This window comes from Ramlibacter humi (assembly GCF_004681975.1).
Classification (GTDB): domain Bacteria; phylum Pseudomonadota; class Gammaproteobacteria; order Burkholderiales; family Burkholderiaceae_C; genus Ramlibacter; species Ramlibacter humi.
Map to the genome: position 1 here is coordinate 346,041 of NZ_SMLK01000001.1, position 14,633 is coordinate 360,673.

The 14,633-nt window shown below is 70.7% G+C and carries 9 protein-coding genes; all 9 read left to right on the top strand.

Features of this window, described 5'->3' with window-relative positions; translation table 11 throughout:
* Window positions 1–9: 9 nt before the first annotated feature.
* The 9 genes from EZ216_RS01680 (at window position 10) to EZ216_RS01720 (ending at window position 14,627) form a co-directional block, all read left to right on the top strand.
* Window positions 10–966, top strand: a complete 957-nt coding sequence (locus EZ216_RS01680) for a FecCD family ABC transporter permease (protein ID WP_135249087.1) — start codon at window positions 10–12, stop codon at window positions 964–966.
* Complete coding sequence (locus EZ216_RS01685; protein ID WP_135247838.1) at window positions 963–1,730, top strand: ABC transporter ATP-binding protein; 768 nt, start codon at window positions 963–965, stop codon at window positions 1,728–1,730. Before EZ216_RS01680 ends, EZ216_RS01685 begins: the two co-directional genes overlap by 4 nt.
* Before the next feature lies 1 nt (window position 1,731).
* Window positions 1,732–3,195, top strand: coding sequence for a cobyric acid synthase (locus EZ216_RS01690; protein WP_135247839.1), 1,464 nt, complete (start codon window positions 1,732–1,734; stop codon window positions 3,193–3,195).
* Entirely contained in the window at window positions 3,192–4,214 is a 1,023-nt protein-coding gene (gene cobT / locus EZ216_RS01695; RefSeq protein WP_135247840.1) for a nicotinate-nucleotide--dimethylbenzimidazole phosphoribosyltransferase, read from the top strand. The genes EZ216_RS01690 and cobT overlap by 4 nt, the downstream gene beginning before the upstream one ends.
* 78 nt (window positions 4,215–4,292) lie before the next feature.
* Window positions 4,293–4,730 carry a universal stress protein gene (locus tag EZ216_RS01700; protein WP_135247841.1) on the top strand — a complete coding sequence of 146 codons (438 nt, stop codon included), beginning with the start codon at window positions 4,293–4,295 and terminating at the stop codon, window positions 4,728–4,730.
* Entirely contained in the window at window positions 4,727–6,370 is a 1,644-nt protein-coding gene (locus EZ216_RS01705; protein ID WP_167772798.1) for an alkaline phosphatase family protein, read from the top strand. Before EZ216_RS01700 ends, EZ216_RS01705 begins: the two co-directional genes overlap by 4 nt.
* 172 nt (window positions 6,371–6,542) lie before the next feature.
* Window positions 6,543–8,162, top strand: coding sequence for an efflux RND transporter periplasmic adaptor subunit (locus EZ216_RS01710; protein ID WP_135247843.1), 1,620 nt, complete (start codon window positions 6,543–6,545; stop codon window positions 8,160–8,162).
* Between the two features lie 58 nt (window positions 8,163–8,220).
* Window positions 8,221–11,367, top strand: a complete 3,147-nt coding sequence (locus tag EZ216_RS01715) for an efflux RND transporter permease subunit (protein ID WP_135247844.1) — start codon at window positions 8,221–8,223, stop codon at window positions 11,365–11,367.
* Window positions 11,364–14,627: an efflux RND transporter permease subunit gene (locus tag EZ216_RS01720; protein WP_135247845.1), complete on the top strand. Its 3,264-nt coding sequence runs from the start codon at window positions 11,364–11,366 to the stop codon at window positions 14,625–14,627. The genes EZ216_RS01715 and EZ216_RS01720 overlap by 4 nt, the downstream gene beginning before the upstream one ends.
* The last annotated feature ends 6 nt before the right edge of the window (window positions 14,628–14,633 follow it).

Below are 14,633 nucleotides of genomic sequence, written 5' to 3' on the forward strand. Positions count from 1 at the left end.
GTGCTGTTGCTGGGTGCGGTGCTTGCGCTCGCCAGCGTCGTGCTCGTGGCGCTGGGCATCGCGGTCGGCTCGCAGGGCTGGGAGCCGCTGGGCACGCAAAGCGAAGCTTCGTCCGCCATCCTTTGGGACATCCGCCTGCCGCGCAGCATCGGCGCGTGGTGCGCGGGCGCGTTGCTGGGCCTGGCGGGCGCGGTGGCGCAGGGCCTGTTCCGCAACCCGCTCGCCGATCCCTACCTGATGGGCAGCGCCACCGGCGCGGCCTTCGGCGTGGCGGTGCTGCTCGTCGCGCTGGGCAGCATCCCCGGTACCGCGACCGGCCTCGCGCACCTGGGCCTGGCCGGCGCTGGTTTCCTGGGCGCCGTGTCGGCCGTGCTGCTCACGCTGGTGCTGGCGCGCGGCGTGCAGCACACGCTGCGATTGCTGCTGGCCGGCGTGATCGTCGGCGTGGTGTTCGGCGCGCTGGCCGCGCTGGTGATGTTCTGGGCGCCCGACGTGATGCGCGCGATGCAGGCTTTCCTGCTCGGCACCACCGGCTTCCTCGGCTGGGGCAGCGTGGCGCTGATGGGCGGCGTGCTGCTGGTGTCGCTGGCGGGTTCCGTGGTGCTCAGTCCCGCGCTGGACGCGCTGGCGCTGGGCGAATCCACCGCGGCCAGCCTGGGCCTGCCGATGCGGCCGGTGCGCATCGGGCTGGTGATCGCCATCGGCCTGGCCACGGGCGCGGCCGTCGCGCAAGTGGGGCTCATCGCTTTCGTCGGGCTGGTGGCGCCGCACACGGTGCGCTCGACGGTGCAGCCCACGCACCGCGCGCTGCTCGTGCTGTCCGCGATGTCGGGCGGCGTGCTGCTGCTGGCCGCCGACGTGTTCTCGCGCTGGCTGCTGGCGCCGCGCGAGCTGCCGGTCGGCGTGCTCACCGCGCTGCTGGGCGGCGGCTACCTGCTCTGGCTGATGCACCGGAGGCCGGCGTGAGCGTCGCCTTCGTCGCGCAGGGTTTGCGCGTGGCGCTGGCGGGCCGCGAGGTGCTGCATGGCGTCGATCTTTCGCTGCAGGCGGGCTGCTGGACGGCGGTGGTCGGTCCCAACGGCGCCGGCAAGACGACGCTGCTGCGCGCGCTGGCACACCTGGTGCCGTACGAGGGGCGGGTCTCGGTCCTGGGCCGCGATGCCGCCGCCTGGACATCGCGTGAGCGCGCGAAAGCGCTGGCCTGGCTGGGGCAGGGCCAGGAGGCGGGCGCCGAGGATCTCCGCGCGTGGGACATCGTGCTGCTCGGCCGCCTGCCGCATCGGGCATGGCTGGGCGCACCGAACGCGCAGGACCGCGCTGCGGTCGAACAGGCCATGCGCCGCACGCAGTGCTGGGACTGGCGCGCACGGCCGCTCGGCCAGCTGTCGGGCGGCGAGCGCCAGCGCGTGCTGCTCGCGCGGCTGCTCGCCGTCGGCGCCCCCGTGCTGTTGATGGACGAGCCGCTGGCCAATCTCGACCCGCCGCACCAGGCCGACGTGCTGGCCATCGTGCGCGCCCATGTGGCCGGCGGCGGCACCGCGGTGACGGTGCTGCACGAACTGTCGCTCGCGCTTCGCGCCGACGACCTGCTGGTGGTGGACGGCGGCCGCATCGCGCACCATGGCGGCTGCTCGGAACCCGACACGCACGAAGCCGTGAGCCGCGTGTTCGGCCACCGCGTGAAGGTGCGCGCCGTGGACCGCCACTTCGTCGCGCTGCCGGAAGACTGACGTGGCCGCTCGTTGCGTGATGGTGCTGGGCACGACCAGCGGCGCGGGCAAGAGCTGGCTCACGACGGCGCTGTGCCGCTGGTACGCGCGGCGCGGCCTGAAGGTGGCGCCGTTCAAGGCGCAGAACATGAGCAACAACGCGCGCGTCGTCGCAGGCGGCCGGTTCGACAGGCTCGCGGCAGGCGAAATGGGCAGCGCCCAGTACCTCCAGGCTCTGTCGGCGCGTGCCGAACCGGACGTGCGCATGAACCCGCTGCTGCTCAAGCCCGAGCGCGACACCCACAGCCAGGTCGTGCTGCTGGGGCAGGTGGATGAGCAGCTGTCCAGCGAAGGCTGGCGCGGCCGCGGCAACAAGGTCTGGCCGCGGGTGTCGGCCGCGCTGGACGAGCTGCGGGCGGAGAACGACGTCGTGGTCATCGAAGGCGCGGGCTCGCCGGCCGAGATCAACCTGAAGGACGACGACATCGTCAACATGCGCACGGCGCTGCACGCTCAGGCACGCTGCCTGCTGGTGACTGACATCGATCGCGGCGGCGCGTTCGCGCACCTCTACGGCACCTGGGCCCTGTTGCCGGAAGCCGAGCGCGCGCTGCTGGAGGGTTTCGTGCTGAACAAGTTCCGGGGTGACGCGTCCCTGCTGGCGCCGGGACCGCGGCAACTGCAGGCGCTGACCGGCGTGCCGGTGGTGGCGACGCTGCCGATGTGGTTCGGGCATGGGTTGCCGGAAGAGGATGGTGTGTATTTGCTCCCTCACTCTCTGGGGGAGGGCGGGGGTGGGGGCACGCGCGTCGCCGTGATCGCCTGCCCGCGCATCAGCAACCTCGACGAATTCCAGCCACTCGCGCAGTTGCCCGGCGTGCAACTGGCCTGGGCGAGGACGCCGAAAGACCTGGAAGCCGCCGACTGGATCGTGCTGCCGGGCTCCAAGCACACCTGCAGTGACCTGGCGTGGTTGCGTTCGCAAGGCCTGGATCGCGCCGTCGCAGCGCATGCGGGCCGCGGGGGCAGGGTGCTGGGCGTGTGCGGCGGGCTGCAGATGCTGGGCGAAGCGCTGGTCGATCCGCACGGCATCGACGGCAACGGGCCGGGGCTGGGGCTGTTGCCGCTGGTCACGGTGTTCGAACCGCGCAAGACCATCCGCCGCACCGAAGCTTCGTTCGGCGAAGTGGCAGGTGCGTGGTCCGCGCTGTCGGGCACGCCGGTGCGCGGCTACGAGATCCACCACGGCCAGACCGCGCAGCATCCCGCGATGGCGAAGGCGAGGGAGCCCATCCCCGGCCTGGCCTGGCAGAACGAAAGCGGCAACGTGCTGGGCGTGTACCTGCACGGCCTGTTCGAAGACCCGCGCGTGCAGCAAGTCCTGTTCGGCACCGCGCTGCCCGGGCTGGACCCGGTGTTCGACGCCATGGCCGATTTCGTCGAGCGACATTTCCATCCAGGCGTGCTGGAGCGCCTGCTGCGATGACCCTCAAAGACCTTCACGACCCCACGCTGGCGGCGCGCCTGCGGCACCTGCTCGACCACAAGACCAAGCCGCTGGGATCGCTTGGCCGCATCGAGGACCTCGCGCTGCACATCGGCCTGATCCTCGGCACGGAATCGCCGCGGCTGGAACAGCCGCAGCTGGTGGTGTTCGCGGGCGACCACGGCCTGGCGGCGCGCGGCGTCTCGGCCTATCCCAGCGACGTCACCTGGCAGATGGTGGAGAACTTCCTCGCCGGCGGCGCGGCGGTGAGCGTGCTCGCGCGCCAGCACCACCTGGCGTTGACGGTGGTGGACTGCGGTGTGCGCCACGAGTTCACGCCGCGCCCGGGCCTGCTGGTGCGCAAGGTCGCGCCCGGCACGGCCGACGCGCTGGAAGGCCCCGCGATGAGCGCGGCCCAGTGCCACCAGGCCCTCGAAGCGGGCCGCGACGTGGTGCGGAGCCTGCCCGGCAACGCGCTGCTGCTGGGCGAGATGGGCATCGGCAACACGTCCGCGGCTTCGTTGCTGCTGGCTCGCCTGGCTGACGCCGACCTGAATGAATGCGTCGGCGCGGGCACCGGGCTGGACGCCGCCGGCGTCGTGCGCAAGCGCGAGGTCCTTCGCCGGGTGCTCGAAAGCCACGCCGACGCGCGCGACCCGCTCGACGCGCTGGCCGCGTTCGGCGGCTTCGAAGTCGCCGCGCTGGTGGGCGCCGTGCAGCAGGCCGCGCAGGAGCGGCGCGTGATCGTGGTGGACGGGTTCATCACCAGCTCAGCCGTGCTGGTGGCGTCGCGCATCGAGCCGCTGGTGCTGCAGCGTTGCGTGTTCGCGCACCGCTCCGACGAGAGCGGCCACGCGCTGATGCTGCGCGAACTGGGCGCGCGGCCGCTGCTGGATCTGGGTTTGCGCCTGGGCGAAGGTTCCGGCGCGGCGACGGCCTGGCCGCTGCTGGTGTCGGCCTGCAACCTGCTGCGCGAGATGGCCAGTTTCGACTCCGCGGGCGTTTCGCGCTCCGGGTGAACCCCGGGGCGGCCCCGGTTGTGGCACGCTTGTGGCGCGTCTATCCTCCGCCGCATCGGCACACCTTACGGAGCCCGCATGTACAAACGAATCCTGTTGGCCTATGACGGCAGCGACGCCGGCCAGAAAGCGCTTCTCGATTGCCAGGAGCTGGCGCAATGGTCCAAGTCGGAGCTCTTCCTGATCGCGGTCATGCCTTCGGCCATGAGCTTCGTCGGCCTGGAAGGCGGCGTGTACGACGTCGAACTGGAAGAGCGCGAGCGGGCCAAGTACCGCAGCATCCTGCAGGACGGCCTGCGCCGGCTGGAACAGGCCGGCTACACGGCGCGCGGTGAGGTGGTCACCGGCGAAGCCATCGACGAGATCACCAAGTTCGCGCGCAAGGTGGACGCCAACCTCATCGTGGTGGGCCACAAGCACCTCGACAGCTGGGCCGCGCGCTGGTGGCGCGGGTCCATCTCGGGCGCGCTGATCGAGCACTCGCCCTGCAGCGTCCTCGCGGTGATCACACCGTGACGTTGCGCCGCCTGCTCGCCCGGCTCTCCGCGTTCCTTCTCGTCCTGCTGCTGGCCGCGTGCGCTTCGGTCGGTACGCCGCCGCCCGAAGCCAGGCCGCGCCTCGTCGTGTTCCTGGTCGTCGACGGCCTGCCGCAGCGGCAGGTGCTGGCATACCGCGACCAGCTGGCGCCGGACGGGTTCGCCCGCTTCCTGGACAAGGGCGCGTGGTTCTCCCAGGCGAACTACGCGCACGCGTTCACGGTGACGGCGGCGGGCCACGCCACCATGCTCACCGGCGCCTACCCGCACCGCACGGGCATCGTCGCCAACGAATGGCGCGACCTGCAGACCGGCGCCGAGGTCTACAACACCGGCGACACCGCGCACCGCTACATCGGCCACAACACCAACCCGCTGGACGGCACCAGCCCGCGCAACCTGAAGGCCGACACGGTGGGCGACGTGCTGCGGCAGGCCGACCCGCGCGCCAAGGTCATCGCCATCTCCGGCAAGGACCGCGGCGCCATCCTGCCCGCCGGCCACCGCGGCACCGCGTACATGTACATGGGGTCTACGGGGCGCTTCGCCTCCACGACGTACTACATGCAGCAGCACCCCGCGTGGGTGGAAGCGTTCAACGCGGCCAGGCCCGCCGATCGCTGGTTCAAGCAGGAGTGGAAGCCGCTGCTGCCCGAGGCCGCATACGCGCGCTCGCTGCCGGACAACCAGCCCTGGTACGGCCGCGCGGGCGGCAAGCTGCCGATGATGATGGGCACCCAGGCCGACGACGCGCCGGGCCCGGGCTACTACACCGGCCTGCTGCGCAGCCCGTTCGCCGACGAGTTGTCGCTGGAATTCGCGCGCGCCGCCATCCGCGGCGAGCAGCTGGGGCAGGACGAAGTGCCCGACATCCTGTCGGTCAGCCTCTCCGGCCACGACTACGTCAACCACGCGTACAGCGCCGAATCGCGCATGTCGCAGGACCACTTCCTGCAGCTCGACCGCATGCTGCAGTCGTTCTTCCGCGACCTCGACCAGATGGTCGGCCCGGGCCGCTACGTCGCGGTGCTGACCGCCGACCACGGCTTCATGCCCGCGCCGGAAGTGTTCAAGGCGCAGGGGCAGGACGGCGGCCGGCTCAACACGGGGCAGTTCGTCGGGCGCGTCAATGCGCAGCTGGAAAGCGCGTTCGGCGCCGCGCCGCTGGTGTTCGGCAGCCCGGGCTCGGCGCTGGTGGTCAATCGCAAGCTGCTGGCCGAGAAGCGGCTCGACTTCGATGCGGTCGCCGAGCGCGCCCGCGCGGCGCTGCTGCAGGAGCCCGGCCTGGCCGCCGCCTACACGCGGCGCGAGCTGGAAAGCCGCAGCCGCGCCGGCGCGCCGTTCTTCGAAGCCATCGAGAAGACCTGGCACAAGGACGTGGCGGGCGACGTGCAGTACGTGCTGAAGCCCGGCTACATGGCCTCGTCCAACAACGCCACCCACGGCTCGCCTTACCCGTACGACACCAACGTCCCCATCCTGTTCTGGGGTCCGCCGTGGGTGAAGCCGGGTCGGGTGGACAGCCGGGTCGAGGTGGTGGACATCGCCCCCACGCTGGCGCGCATGCTGGCGTTGCCGCCACCGCCGGCGGCCGAGGGCAGACCGCTGCCGCTGCCTTAGCCCGCCGGCCCAACTTTGCAGGCCGGAAACAATCCGGCCAAGGCCGAGATACCTCGGCGCGGCATGCTTGACCTGCCCGTTCCCGGAGGCAAAAACATTTAACCTAGGGTTCTCCGGCACGCCGCACGCCAGCAGTCCGTGCCGTGCAACGGGGACGGACCCAAGGACAAGAATGCCGACCGACGATCCTCGCGACTCCCACCTTCCCGTTTCCGAAGACACCCCGCCGCCGCGCCGCATCGGCCGCCGCGGCATGGCCATCGGCGTGGTCCTGGCCCTCGCGGTCGTCGCCGCGCTGGGCTGGGTCACCTGGGACCTGACGCGCCAGTCCAGCAGCACCGCCGCAGGCGGCCGTACCGGCGCGCCCGGCGGAGGTCCCGGCGGTTTTGGCGGCCCGGGCGGCAGCGCCCGCGGCGGTCCGGCCACCACGGTCGGCCTGGCGGTGGCCGAGCGCGGCGACATTCCCGTGACCATCGAAGCGCTGGGCACGGTGTCCCCGCAAGCCACCGCGCGCGTGAAGGCGCAGGTGGGCGGCGTGCTGCAGCAGGTGCTGTACCAGGAAGGCCAGCTGGTGAAGAAGGGCGACCTGCTGGCGGTGATCGACCCGCGCCAGTACGAGATGGCGCTGCAGCAGGCCACCGGCCAGCGCATGCGCGACGAAGCCCAGCTGGACGCGGCCAAGGTCACGCTGGAACGCTACCGCACGCTGCTGAAGCAGGACTCCATCGCCCGCCAGGACGTGGACACGCAGCAGGCGCTGGTCAAGCAGCTGGAAGCGGCGGTGGTCATCGACAAGGCCAACGAAGGCACGGCCCGGCTGAACCTCGGCTACACGCGCATCACTTCGCCCATCGGCGGCCGCGTGGGCCTGCGCACGGTGGACGTGGGCAACGTCGTCAGCACCAGCGACACCAACGGCGTGGCCGTGATCACTCAGCTTTCGCCCATCGACGTGCAGTTCGCCATCCCGCAGGACCAGGCCGCCGCCCTGCAGGCCAACGGCGCCACGGGGCCGATGGAAGTGCGCGCGCTGGATCGCACGCGCCTGAACCTGCTGGACACCGGCAACTTCTCGTCGCTGGACAACCTGGTGGACACCACCACCGGCACCGTGAAGGCGAAGGCGCGGTTCGGCAACGCGAAGCAGCAGCTCTTCCCCATGCAGTTCGTCAACGTGCAGCTCAAGCTGCGCACCATCCAGGGCGCCATCACCGTGCCCGTGGCGGCGGTACGCACCGGCGCGAACGGCGACTACGTGTTCGTGCTGCGCGACGACAAGACGGTGCAGATGCGCCCTGTGCAGCGCGGCCAGGCCCTCGCCGACCGCGTGCAGATCACCAACGGGCTGCAGGCCGGCGAGCGCGTCGTGACCGAAGGCGCCGACCGCCTGCGCGACGGCGCGCGCGTGGTGTTGCCCACCGACACGCCGCGGCAGGGCGCCAGCGGCGCGCACGGCAACTGGCAGCAGCGCCAGCAGGGCGCCGCGGCGCCGGCGGACGGGCAGCCCGCCGCGTCGGCGCCGCAACGCGGTGGCTCGGCGGCCGCATCCGCGAAGGGTGGGCAGGGCGGCGCCGCTCCGGCGGCCAACGCCGCGCCGGCCGCCAACGCGGCACTGTCCAACGGGCCCACGGCCGAGCAGCGCCAGCGCATCCTCGACTCGGCCCAGGGCGATCCCGCGCAGCTGGACCGCCGCAAGAAATTTCTGGAAGCGCTGGACCGCGGCGACCCCGCCGCGATCGAACGCTGGCAGCAGATGCAGCAGCAGCGCCGCGCGCAGCAGGGTGGTGGTTGATCCCCATGCCGAGCCCGATGTTGTCTTTCTCCCTCCCCCTCTGGGGGAGGGCAAGGCGATGAGTCCCTCCCGCCCATTCATCCTCCGCCCGGTCGCCACCTCGCTGCTGATGCTGGCCATCGTGCTGGCCGGCCTGGTGGGGCTGAGGCTGCTGCCGCTGTCCGCGCTGCCGCAGGTGGACTACCCCACCATCCAGGTGCAGACGCTGTACCCGGGCGGCAGCCCGGAAGTGATGGCGCAGACCGTCACCGCGCCGCTGGAGCGGCAGTTCGGCCAGATGCCGGGCCTGTCGCGCATGAGCTCCACCAGCGCCGCCGGCGTGTCCATCGTCACGCTGCAGTTCACGCTGGGCCTGGCGCTGGACGTCGCCGAGCAGCAGGTGCAGGCCGCCATCAACGCGGGCGCTTCGCTGTTGCCCGCCGACCTGCCGGCGCCTCCGGTGTACGCCAAGGTCAACCCGGCCGACGCGCCGGTGCTGACCATGGCGATCACGTCCGACCAGATGCCGCTGCCCGACGTGCAGAACCTGGTGAACACGCGCCTGGCGCTGAAGATCAGCCAGGTGCCCGGCGTCGGCCTGGTCACGCTGGCGGGCGGCCAGCGGCCCGCGGTGCGCGTGCAGGTGGACACGCGCGCGCTGGCTTCTTTCGGCCTGTCGCTGGACAACGTGCGCACCGCCATCAGCGCCGCCAACGCCAACGCGGCCAAGGGCAGCATCGACGGCCCGACGCGCTCGTGGACCATCAACTCCAACGACGCGCTGATGACGGCCAAGGAGTACGGCAACCTCGTGGTCTCGTTCCGCAACAACGCGCCGGTGCGCCTGAACCAGGTGGCTTCGGTGGTGGAAAGCGCCGAGAACGTGAAGCTGGGCGCGTGGTCCGCCGCCAGCGGCCAGCTGCGCCCGGCGGTCATCGTCAACGTGCAGCGCCAGCCCGGCGCCAACGTCATCGCCACCGTCGACGAGATCCAGAGGCGCCTGCCCGAGCTCACCTCGGGCCTGCCCGCCTCGCTGAAGGTGGAAGTGCTGTCCGACCGCACCACCGGCATCCGCGCGTCCGTGCACCACGTGCAGATGGAACTGGTGCTGGCCGTGCTGCTGGTGGTACTGGTGATCTTCGCCTTCCTGCACAGCCCGCGCGCCACCGTCATCGCCAGCCTGGCGGTGCCGATCTCGCTGGTGGGCACCTGCGGCGCGATGTACCTGCTGGGCTACAGCCTGAACAACCTCTCGCTGATGGCGCTGACCATCGCCACCGGCTTCGTGGTGGACGACGCCATCGTGATGATCGAGAACGTGCAGCGCCACCTGGAGATGGGCAAGAAGCCGATGCAGGCGGCCATCGAAGGCGCCACCGAGATTGGCTTCACCATCATCTCGCTGACGGTGTCGCTCATCGCGGTGCTGATCCCGCTGCTGTTCATGGGCGACGTGGTGGGACGCCTGTTCCGCGAGTTCGCGGTCACGCTGGCCATCACCATCCTGATCTCGGCCGTCGTGTCGCTGACGCTGGTGCCGATGATGTCGGCGCGCTGGCTGCGGTCGCACCCGGGCGGCGAATCCGCGGGCGACAGCTGGGGCGCGCGGCTGCAGCGCCAGTTCGACAAGGTCATCCACCAGTACGACCGCGGCCTCACCTGGGTGCTGGAGCGCCAGCGCTTCACGCTGCTGGTGGCGCTGGGCACCTTCGTGCTGACGGTGCTGCTGTACGTCTTCATCCCCAAGGGCCTGTTCCCGACGCAGGACACCGGCCAGTTGCAGGCGCGGGTGGAAACGCAGGACTCCGTGTCCTATCCGGCGATGGCAGCACTGCAGCAGGACGTGGTGCGCCGGCTGATGGAAGACCCGGCGGTGGAAAGCATCGCCAGCTTCGTCGGCGTGGACGCGGCCAACAACACCATGCTGCACACCGGGCGGCTGCTGATCAACCTGAAAGGCCAGCGCGGCTCGCTGACGGACGTGATGGACGCGCTGCGCCGCCGCGCGCAAACCGTGGCCGGCGCCCAGCTGTACCTGCAGCCGGTGCAGGACCTGACCATCGACGCCGAGTCGGGCCCCACGCAGTACCGCTTCTCGCTGGAAGGCTCGGACACCGCCACGGTCAACGACTGGGCGGTGAAGCTGGCGCAGCGTCTGCAGACCGTGCCGCAGGTGCGCAACGCCGTCACTGATGCGGGCGCCGCCGGCGCGGCCGTGTACGTGGACATCGACCGCGACACGGCTTCGCGCCTGAACATCACGGCGTCCAGCATCGACGACGCGCTGTACAGCGCCTTCGGCCAGCGCATCGTCTCGACCATCTTCACGCAGACCAACCAGTACCGGGTGATCCTGGAAGCGCGCAGCGACGCCGCGCCCACGCCCGACACGCTGGCGGGCATCCAGCTGAAAACCGGGACGGGCGATCCCACGCCGCTGACGGCGGTGGCGCGCATCAGCGAGAAGCGCGCGCCGCTGCAGATCACGCACGTGGCGCAGTACCCGGCCGCCACCATCGGCTTCGACACGGCGCCCGGCGTGGCGCTGGGCAAGTCGGTGGACGCCATCCGCGCCACGGCCAAGGAGATGGGCCTGCCCGCGACGCTGAGCATGACCTTCCTCGGCGCTTCGGGCGCCTACGAAGCTTCGCTGACCAACCAGCTGTGGCTGATCCTGGCCGCCGTGGTGTGCGTGTACATCGTGCTGGGCGTGCTGTACGAGAGCTACATCCACCCGCTGACGATCCTGTCCACGCTGCCGTCGGCGGGCGTGGGCGCGTTGCTGGCGCTGATGATGGCCGGGCACGACCTGGGCGTGATCGGCATCATCGGCATCATCCTGCTGATCGGCATCGTGAAGAAGAACGCGATCATGATGATCGACTTCGCCATCGAGGCGCAGCGCCACGAAGGCAAGCCGCCGCGCGAAGCCATCCACCAGGCCGCGCTGCTGCGCTTCCGCCCCATCCTGATGACGACGCTGGCCGCGCTGTTCGCCGCCGTGCCGCTGATGTTCGGCTGGGGTGAGGGCGCCGAGCTGCGCCGGCCCCTGGGCCTGTCGATCTTCGGCGGACTGGTGGTCAGCCAGCTGCTGACGCTGTTCACCACGCCGGTGATCTACCTCGGGTTCGAGCATCTGAGCGACCGCTGGCGCCGGCGCCGCGGCCACGCGGGCGGCGGCGAACTGCGCCCGTTGCCGCAGGCGCGCGAGGAGGGCGAGGCTTGAACCTCTCGGCGCCATTCGTCCGCCGACCGGTCGGCACGGTGCTGCTGACCATCTGGATCGCGTTGGCCGGCATCGCGGCGTTCTTCAACCTGCCGGTGGCTTCGCTGCCGCAGGTGGACTACCCCGTCATCAGCGTCAGCGCCACCCTGGCGGGCGCCAGCCCGGAGACCATGGCCACCAGCGTGGCGCAGCCGCTGGAAAGGCGGCTGTCCACCATCGCGGGCGTCAACGAGGTCACTTCCAGCAGCGGCGTCGGTTCCACCCGCATCAGCCTGCAGTTCGACCTGAACCGCAGCATCGACTCGGCCGCGCGCGAAGTGCAGGCGGCCATCAACGCCTCGCGCGCCGACCTGCCTTCGACGCTGCGCAGCAACCCGACCTACCGCAAGGCCAACCCGTCGGCCGCGCCGGTGCTGATCCTGGCTCTGACTTCGCAGAAGCGCTCGCCGGGCCAGGTCTACGACGCGGTGTCCAACGTCGTGCAGCAGAAGGTGGCGCAGGTGCCCGGCGTGGGCGACGTGGAACTCGGCGGCGGCTCGCAGCCCGCGGTGCGCGTGGACCTGCTGCCTTTCGCGCTGAACAAGTACGGCATCTCCACCGAGGACGTGCGCGCCGCGCTGCAGGCCGGCAGCGCCAACCGTCCCAAGGGCGACGTCACCGATTCCGCCGGCCGCCGGCTGCAGATATACACCAGCACCGGCGCCAGCGGCCCCGATTCCAAGGGCCTGCTGGCCATCGGCGGCAACCGGCTCTCCGCCAACGACTACCGCGGCATGATCATCGCCTGGCGCAACGACGCGGCCGTCCGCCTGGGCGACGTGGCCGAGGTCAGCGACAGTGTGGAGAACATCAACACGCTAGGCCTGTTCAACGGCGAGCCCGCGGTCGTGGTGCTCATCACGCTGCAGCCGGGTGCCAACGTCATCCAGACCGTCGACGGCGTGCGCGCGCTGCTGCCGGAACTGGAGGCGGCGCTGCCGGGCGACATCCGCATGCAGGTGGCGTCGGACCGCACCACGTCCATCCGCGCCGCGCTGCGCGAGGTGGAGCTGACGCTGGCCATCGCCATCGCCCTGGTGGTCCTCGTGGTCAGCGTGTTCCTGCGCAGCGCGCGCGCCACCTTCATCCCCGCGGTGGCCACCATCGTCTCGCTGCTGGGCACTTTCGGCGTGATGCTGCTGCTGGGCTTCTCGCTCAACAACCTGAGCCTGATGGCGCTGACGGTGGCCACCGGCTTCGTGGTGGACGACGCCATCGTGGTGCTGGAGAACATCTCGCGCCACCTGGAAAAGGGCATGAACCGCTTCCAGGCCGCGCTGCTGGGCGCGCGCGAAGTCGGCTTCACCGTGCTGTCCATCAGCATCTCGCTGGTGGCCGTGTTCATCCCGCTGCTGTTCATGGGCGGGCAGGTGGGGCGCCTCTTCCGCGAGTTCGCGGTCACGCTGTCGGCGGCGGTGCTGATCTCGCTGCTGATCTCGCTGACCACCACGCCGATGATGTGCGCGTGGCTGTTGCGGCCCGATTCGCAGCGGCACAGGCAACCGGGGCGGCTGGCGCGGTGGTCCGAGAAGGGTTTCGATTTTCTGCACCGCACCTATGCGCTGAGCCTGGACTGGGCGCTGCAGGCGCGCTGGCTGGTGCTGGGCATCCTCATCGTCGTGGTGGCGATGAACGTGCTGCTGTTCGTGAAGATCCCCAAGGGCTTCTTCCCGCAGCAGGACACGGGCGCCATCGGCGGCGGCCTGCGGGCCGACCAGAGCATCTCGTTCCAGGCCATGCAGGAGAAACTGCGCAACCTGGTGGACATCATCCGCGCCGACCCCGCGGTGGACACGGTGGTGGGCTTCACCGGCGGCAGCCGCGCGGGCGGCGGCTTCCTGCAGATCACGCTGAAGCCGGCATCGCAGCGCGCGCCGGGCGAAAGGGCGCAGGCCGTCATCTCGCGGCTGCGGCCGCAGCTGGCCAGGGTGTCGGGCATCCAGCTGTTCCTCAACCCGGTGCAGGACCTGCGCATGGGCGGGCGGCAGAGCAACTCCACCTACCAGTACACGCTCAAGAGCGACAACAACGACGACCTGAAGAAGTGGGCCAATCGCCTGGCCGAATCCATGAAGCACCAGCCCGAACTGGTGGACGTGGACACCGACCAGCAGGAGAACGGCGTCGAGATGTACGTCGACGTGGACAAGGACAGCGCCGCGCGCCTGGGCATCAGCTCGCGCGACATCGACAACGCGCTGTACAACGCCTTCGGCCAGCGGCAGGTCGCCACCATCTACGGCGAGCTGAACCAGTACCGCGTGATCCTGGGCGTGGCGCAGCGCTACACGCTCAGCCCGCTGGCGCTGCGCGACATCTACGTGCCGTCGAACGCCGCGGCGACCTCGGTGACTTCGTCCACCCCCACCACCAACACGACCAGCAGCCCCGTCAATCCGGCGCTGCGCGACCAGTCCACCGGCGCCGCGCTCAGTGCCAGCGCGCGGTCCATGGTGCCGTTGTCCGCGATCGCCCGGGTGGTGGAGAGGCCCACCGCCGCTTCGGTGAACCACCAGGACGCGGAGCTGGCCACCACCATCTCCTACAACCTGGCCGATGGCGCGACGCTGTCGCAGGCGCAGGCCGCGGTGCGGCAGGCCGAAGCCGAGATCGCCATGCCGAACAACGTGCGCGGCAGCTTCCAGGGCACCGCGCGCGCGGCGCAGGAATCGCAGGGCCAGCAGCCGCTGCTGATCGCGGCGGCCATCATCGTCATCTACATCGTGCTGGGCATCCTGTACGAAAGCCTGGTGCACCCGGTGACGGTGCTGTCCACGCTGCCGTCGGCCGGCGTGGGCGCCGTGCTGGCGCTGATGCTGTTCAAGCTGGAACTGTCGATCATGGCGCTGATCGGGCTGTTCCTGCTGATCGGCATCGTGAAGAAGAACGCCATCATGATCATCGACTTCGCGCTGGACGCGGAGCGCTCGCGCGGCCTGTCGCCGGTGGCGGCGGTGCGCGAAGCCTGCCTGCTGCGCTTCCGTCCGATCCTCATGACGACGCTGGCCGCCGCCCTGGGCGCGCTGCCGCTGGCCATCGGCTTCGGCGAAGGCGCGGAACTGCGCCGGCCCTTGGGCATCGCCATCGTCGGCGGCCTGATCGCCAGCCAGCTGATCACGCTGCTGACCACGCCGGTGGTGTACCTGCTGCTGGACAAGCTGCGGCATCGCAGCCCCAACGAGAAGCTGCTGGCGCGGTCGCATGAACTGGAGCCGGTATGAGGGGGC

Excerpts from the sequence above, each read along its gene's own strand:
- cobT (WP_135247840.1), top strand. The coding sequence starts at position 3,192 with ATGACCCTCAAAGACCTTCACGACCCCACGCTGGCGGCGCGCCTGCGG.
- EZ216_RS01700 (WP_135247841.1), top strand. The coding sequence starts at position 4,293 with ATGTACAAACGAATCCTGTTGGCCTATGACGGCAGCGACGCCGGCCAG.
- EZ216_RS01710 (WP_135247843.1), top strand. The coding sequence starts at position 6,543 with ATGCCGACCGACGATCCTCGCGACTCCCACCTTCCCGTTTCCGAAGAC.
- EZ216_RS01715 (WP_135247844.1), top strand. The coding sequence starts at position 8,221 with ATGAGTCCCTCCCGCCCATTCATCCTCCGCCCGGTCGCCACCTCGCTG.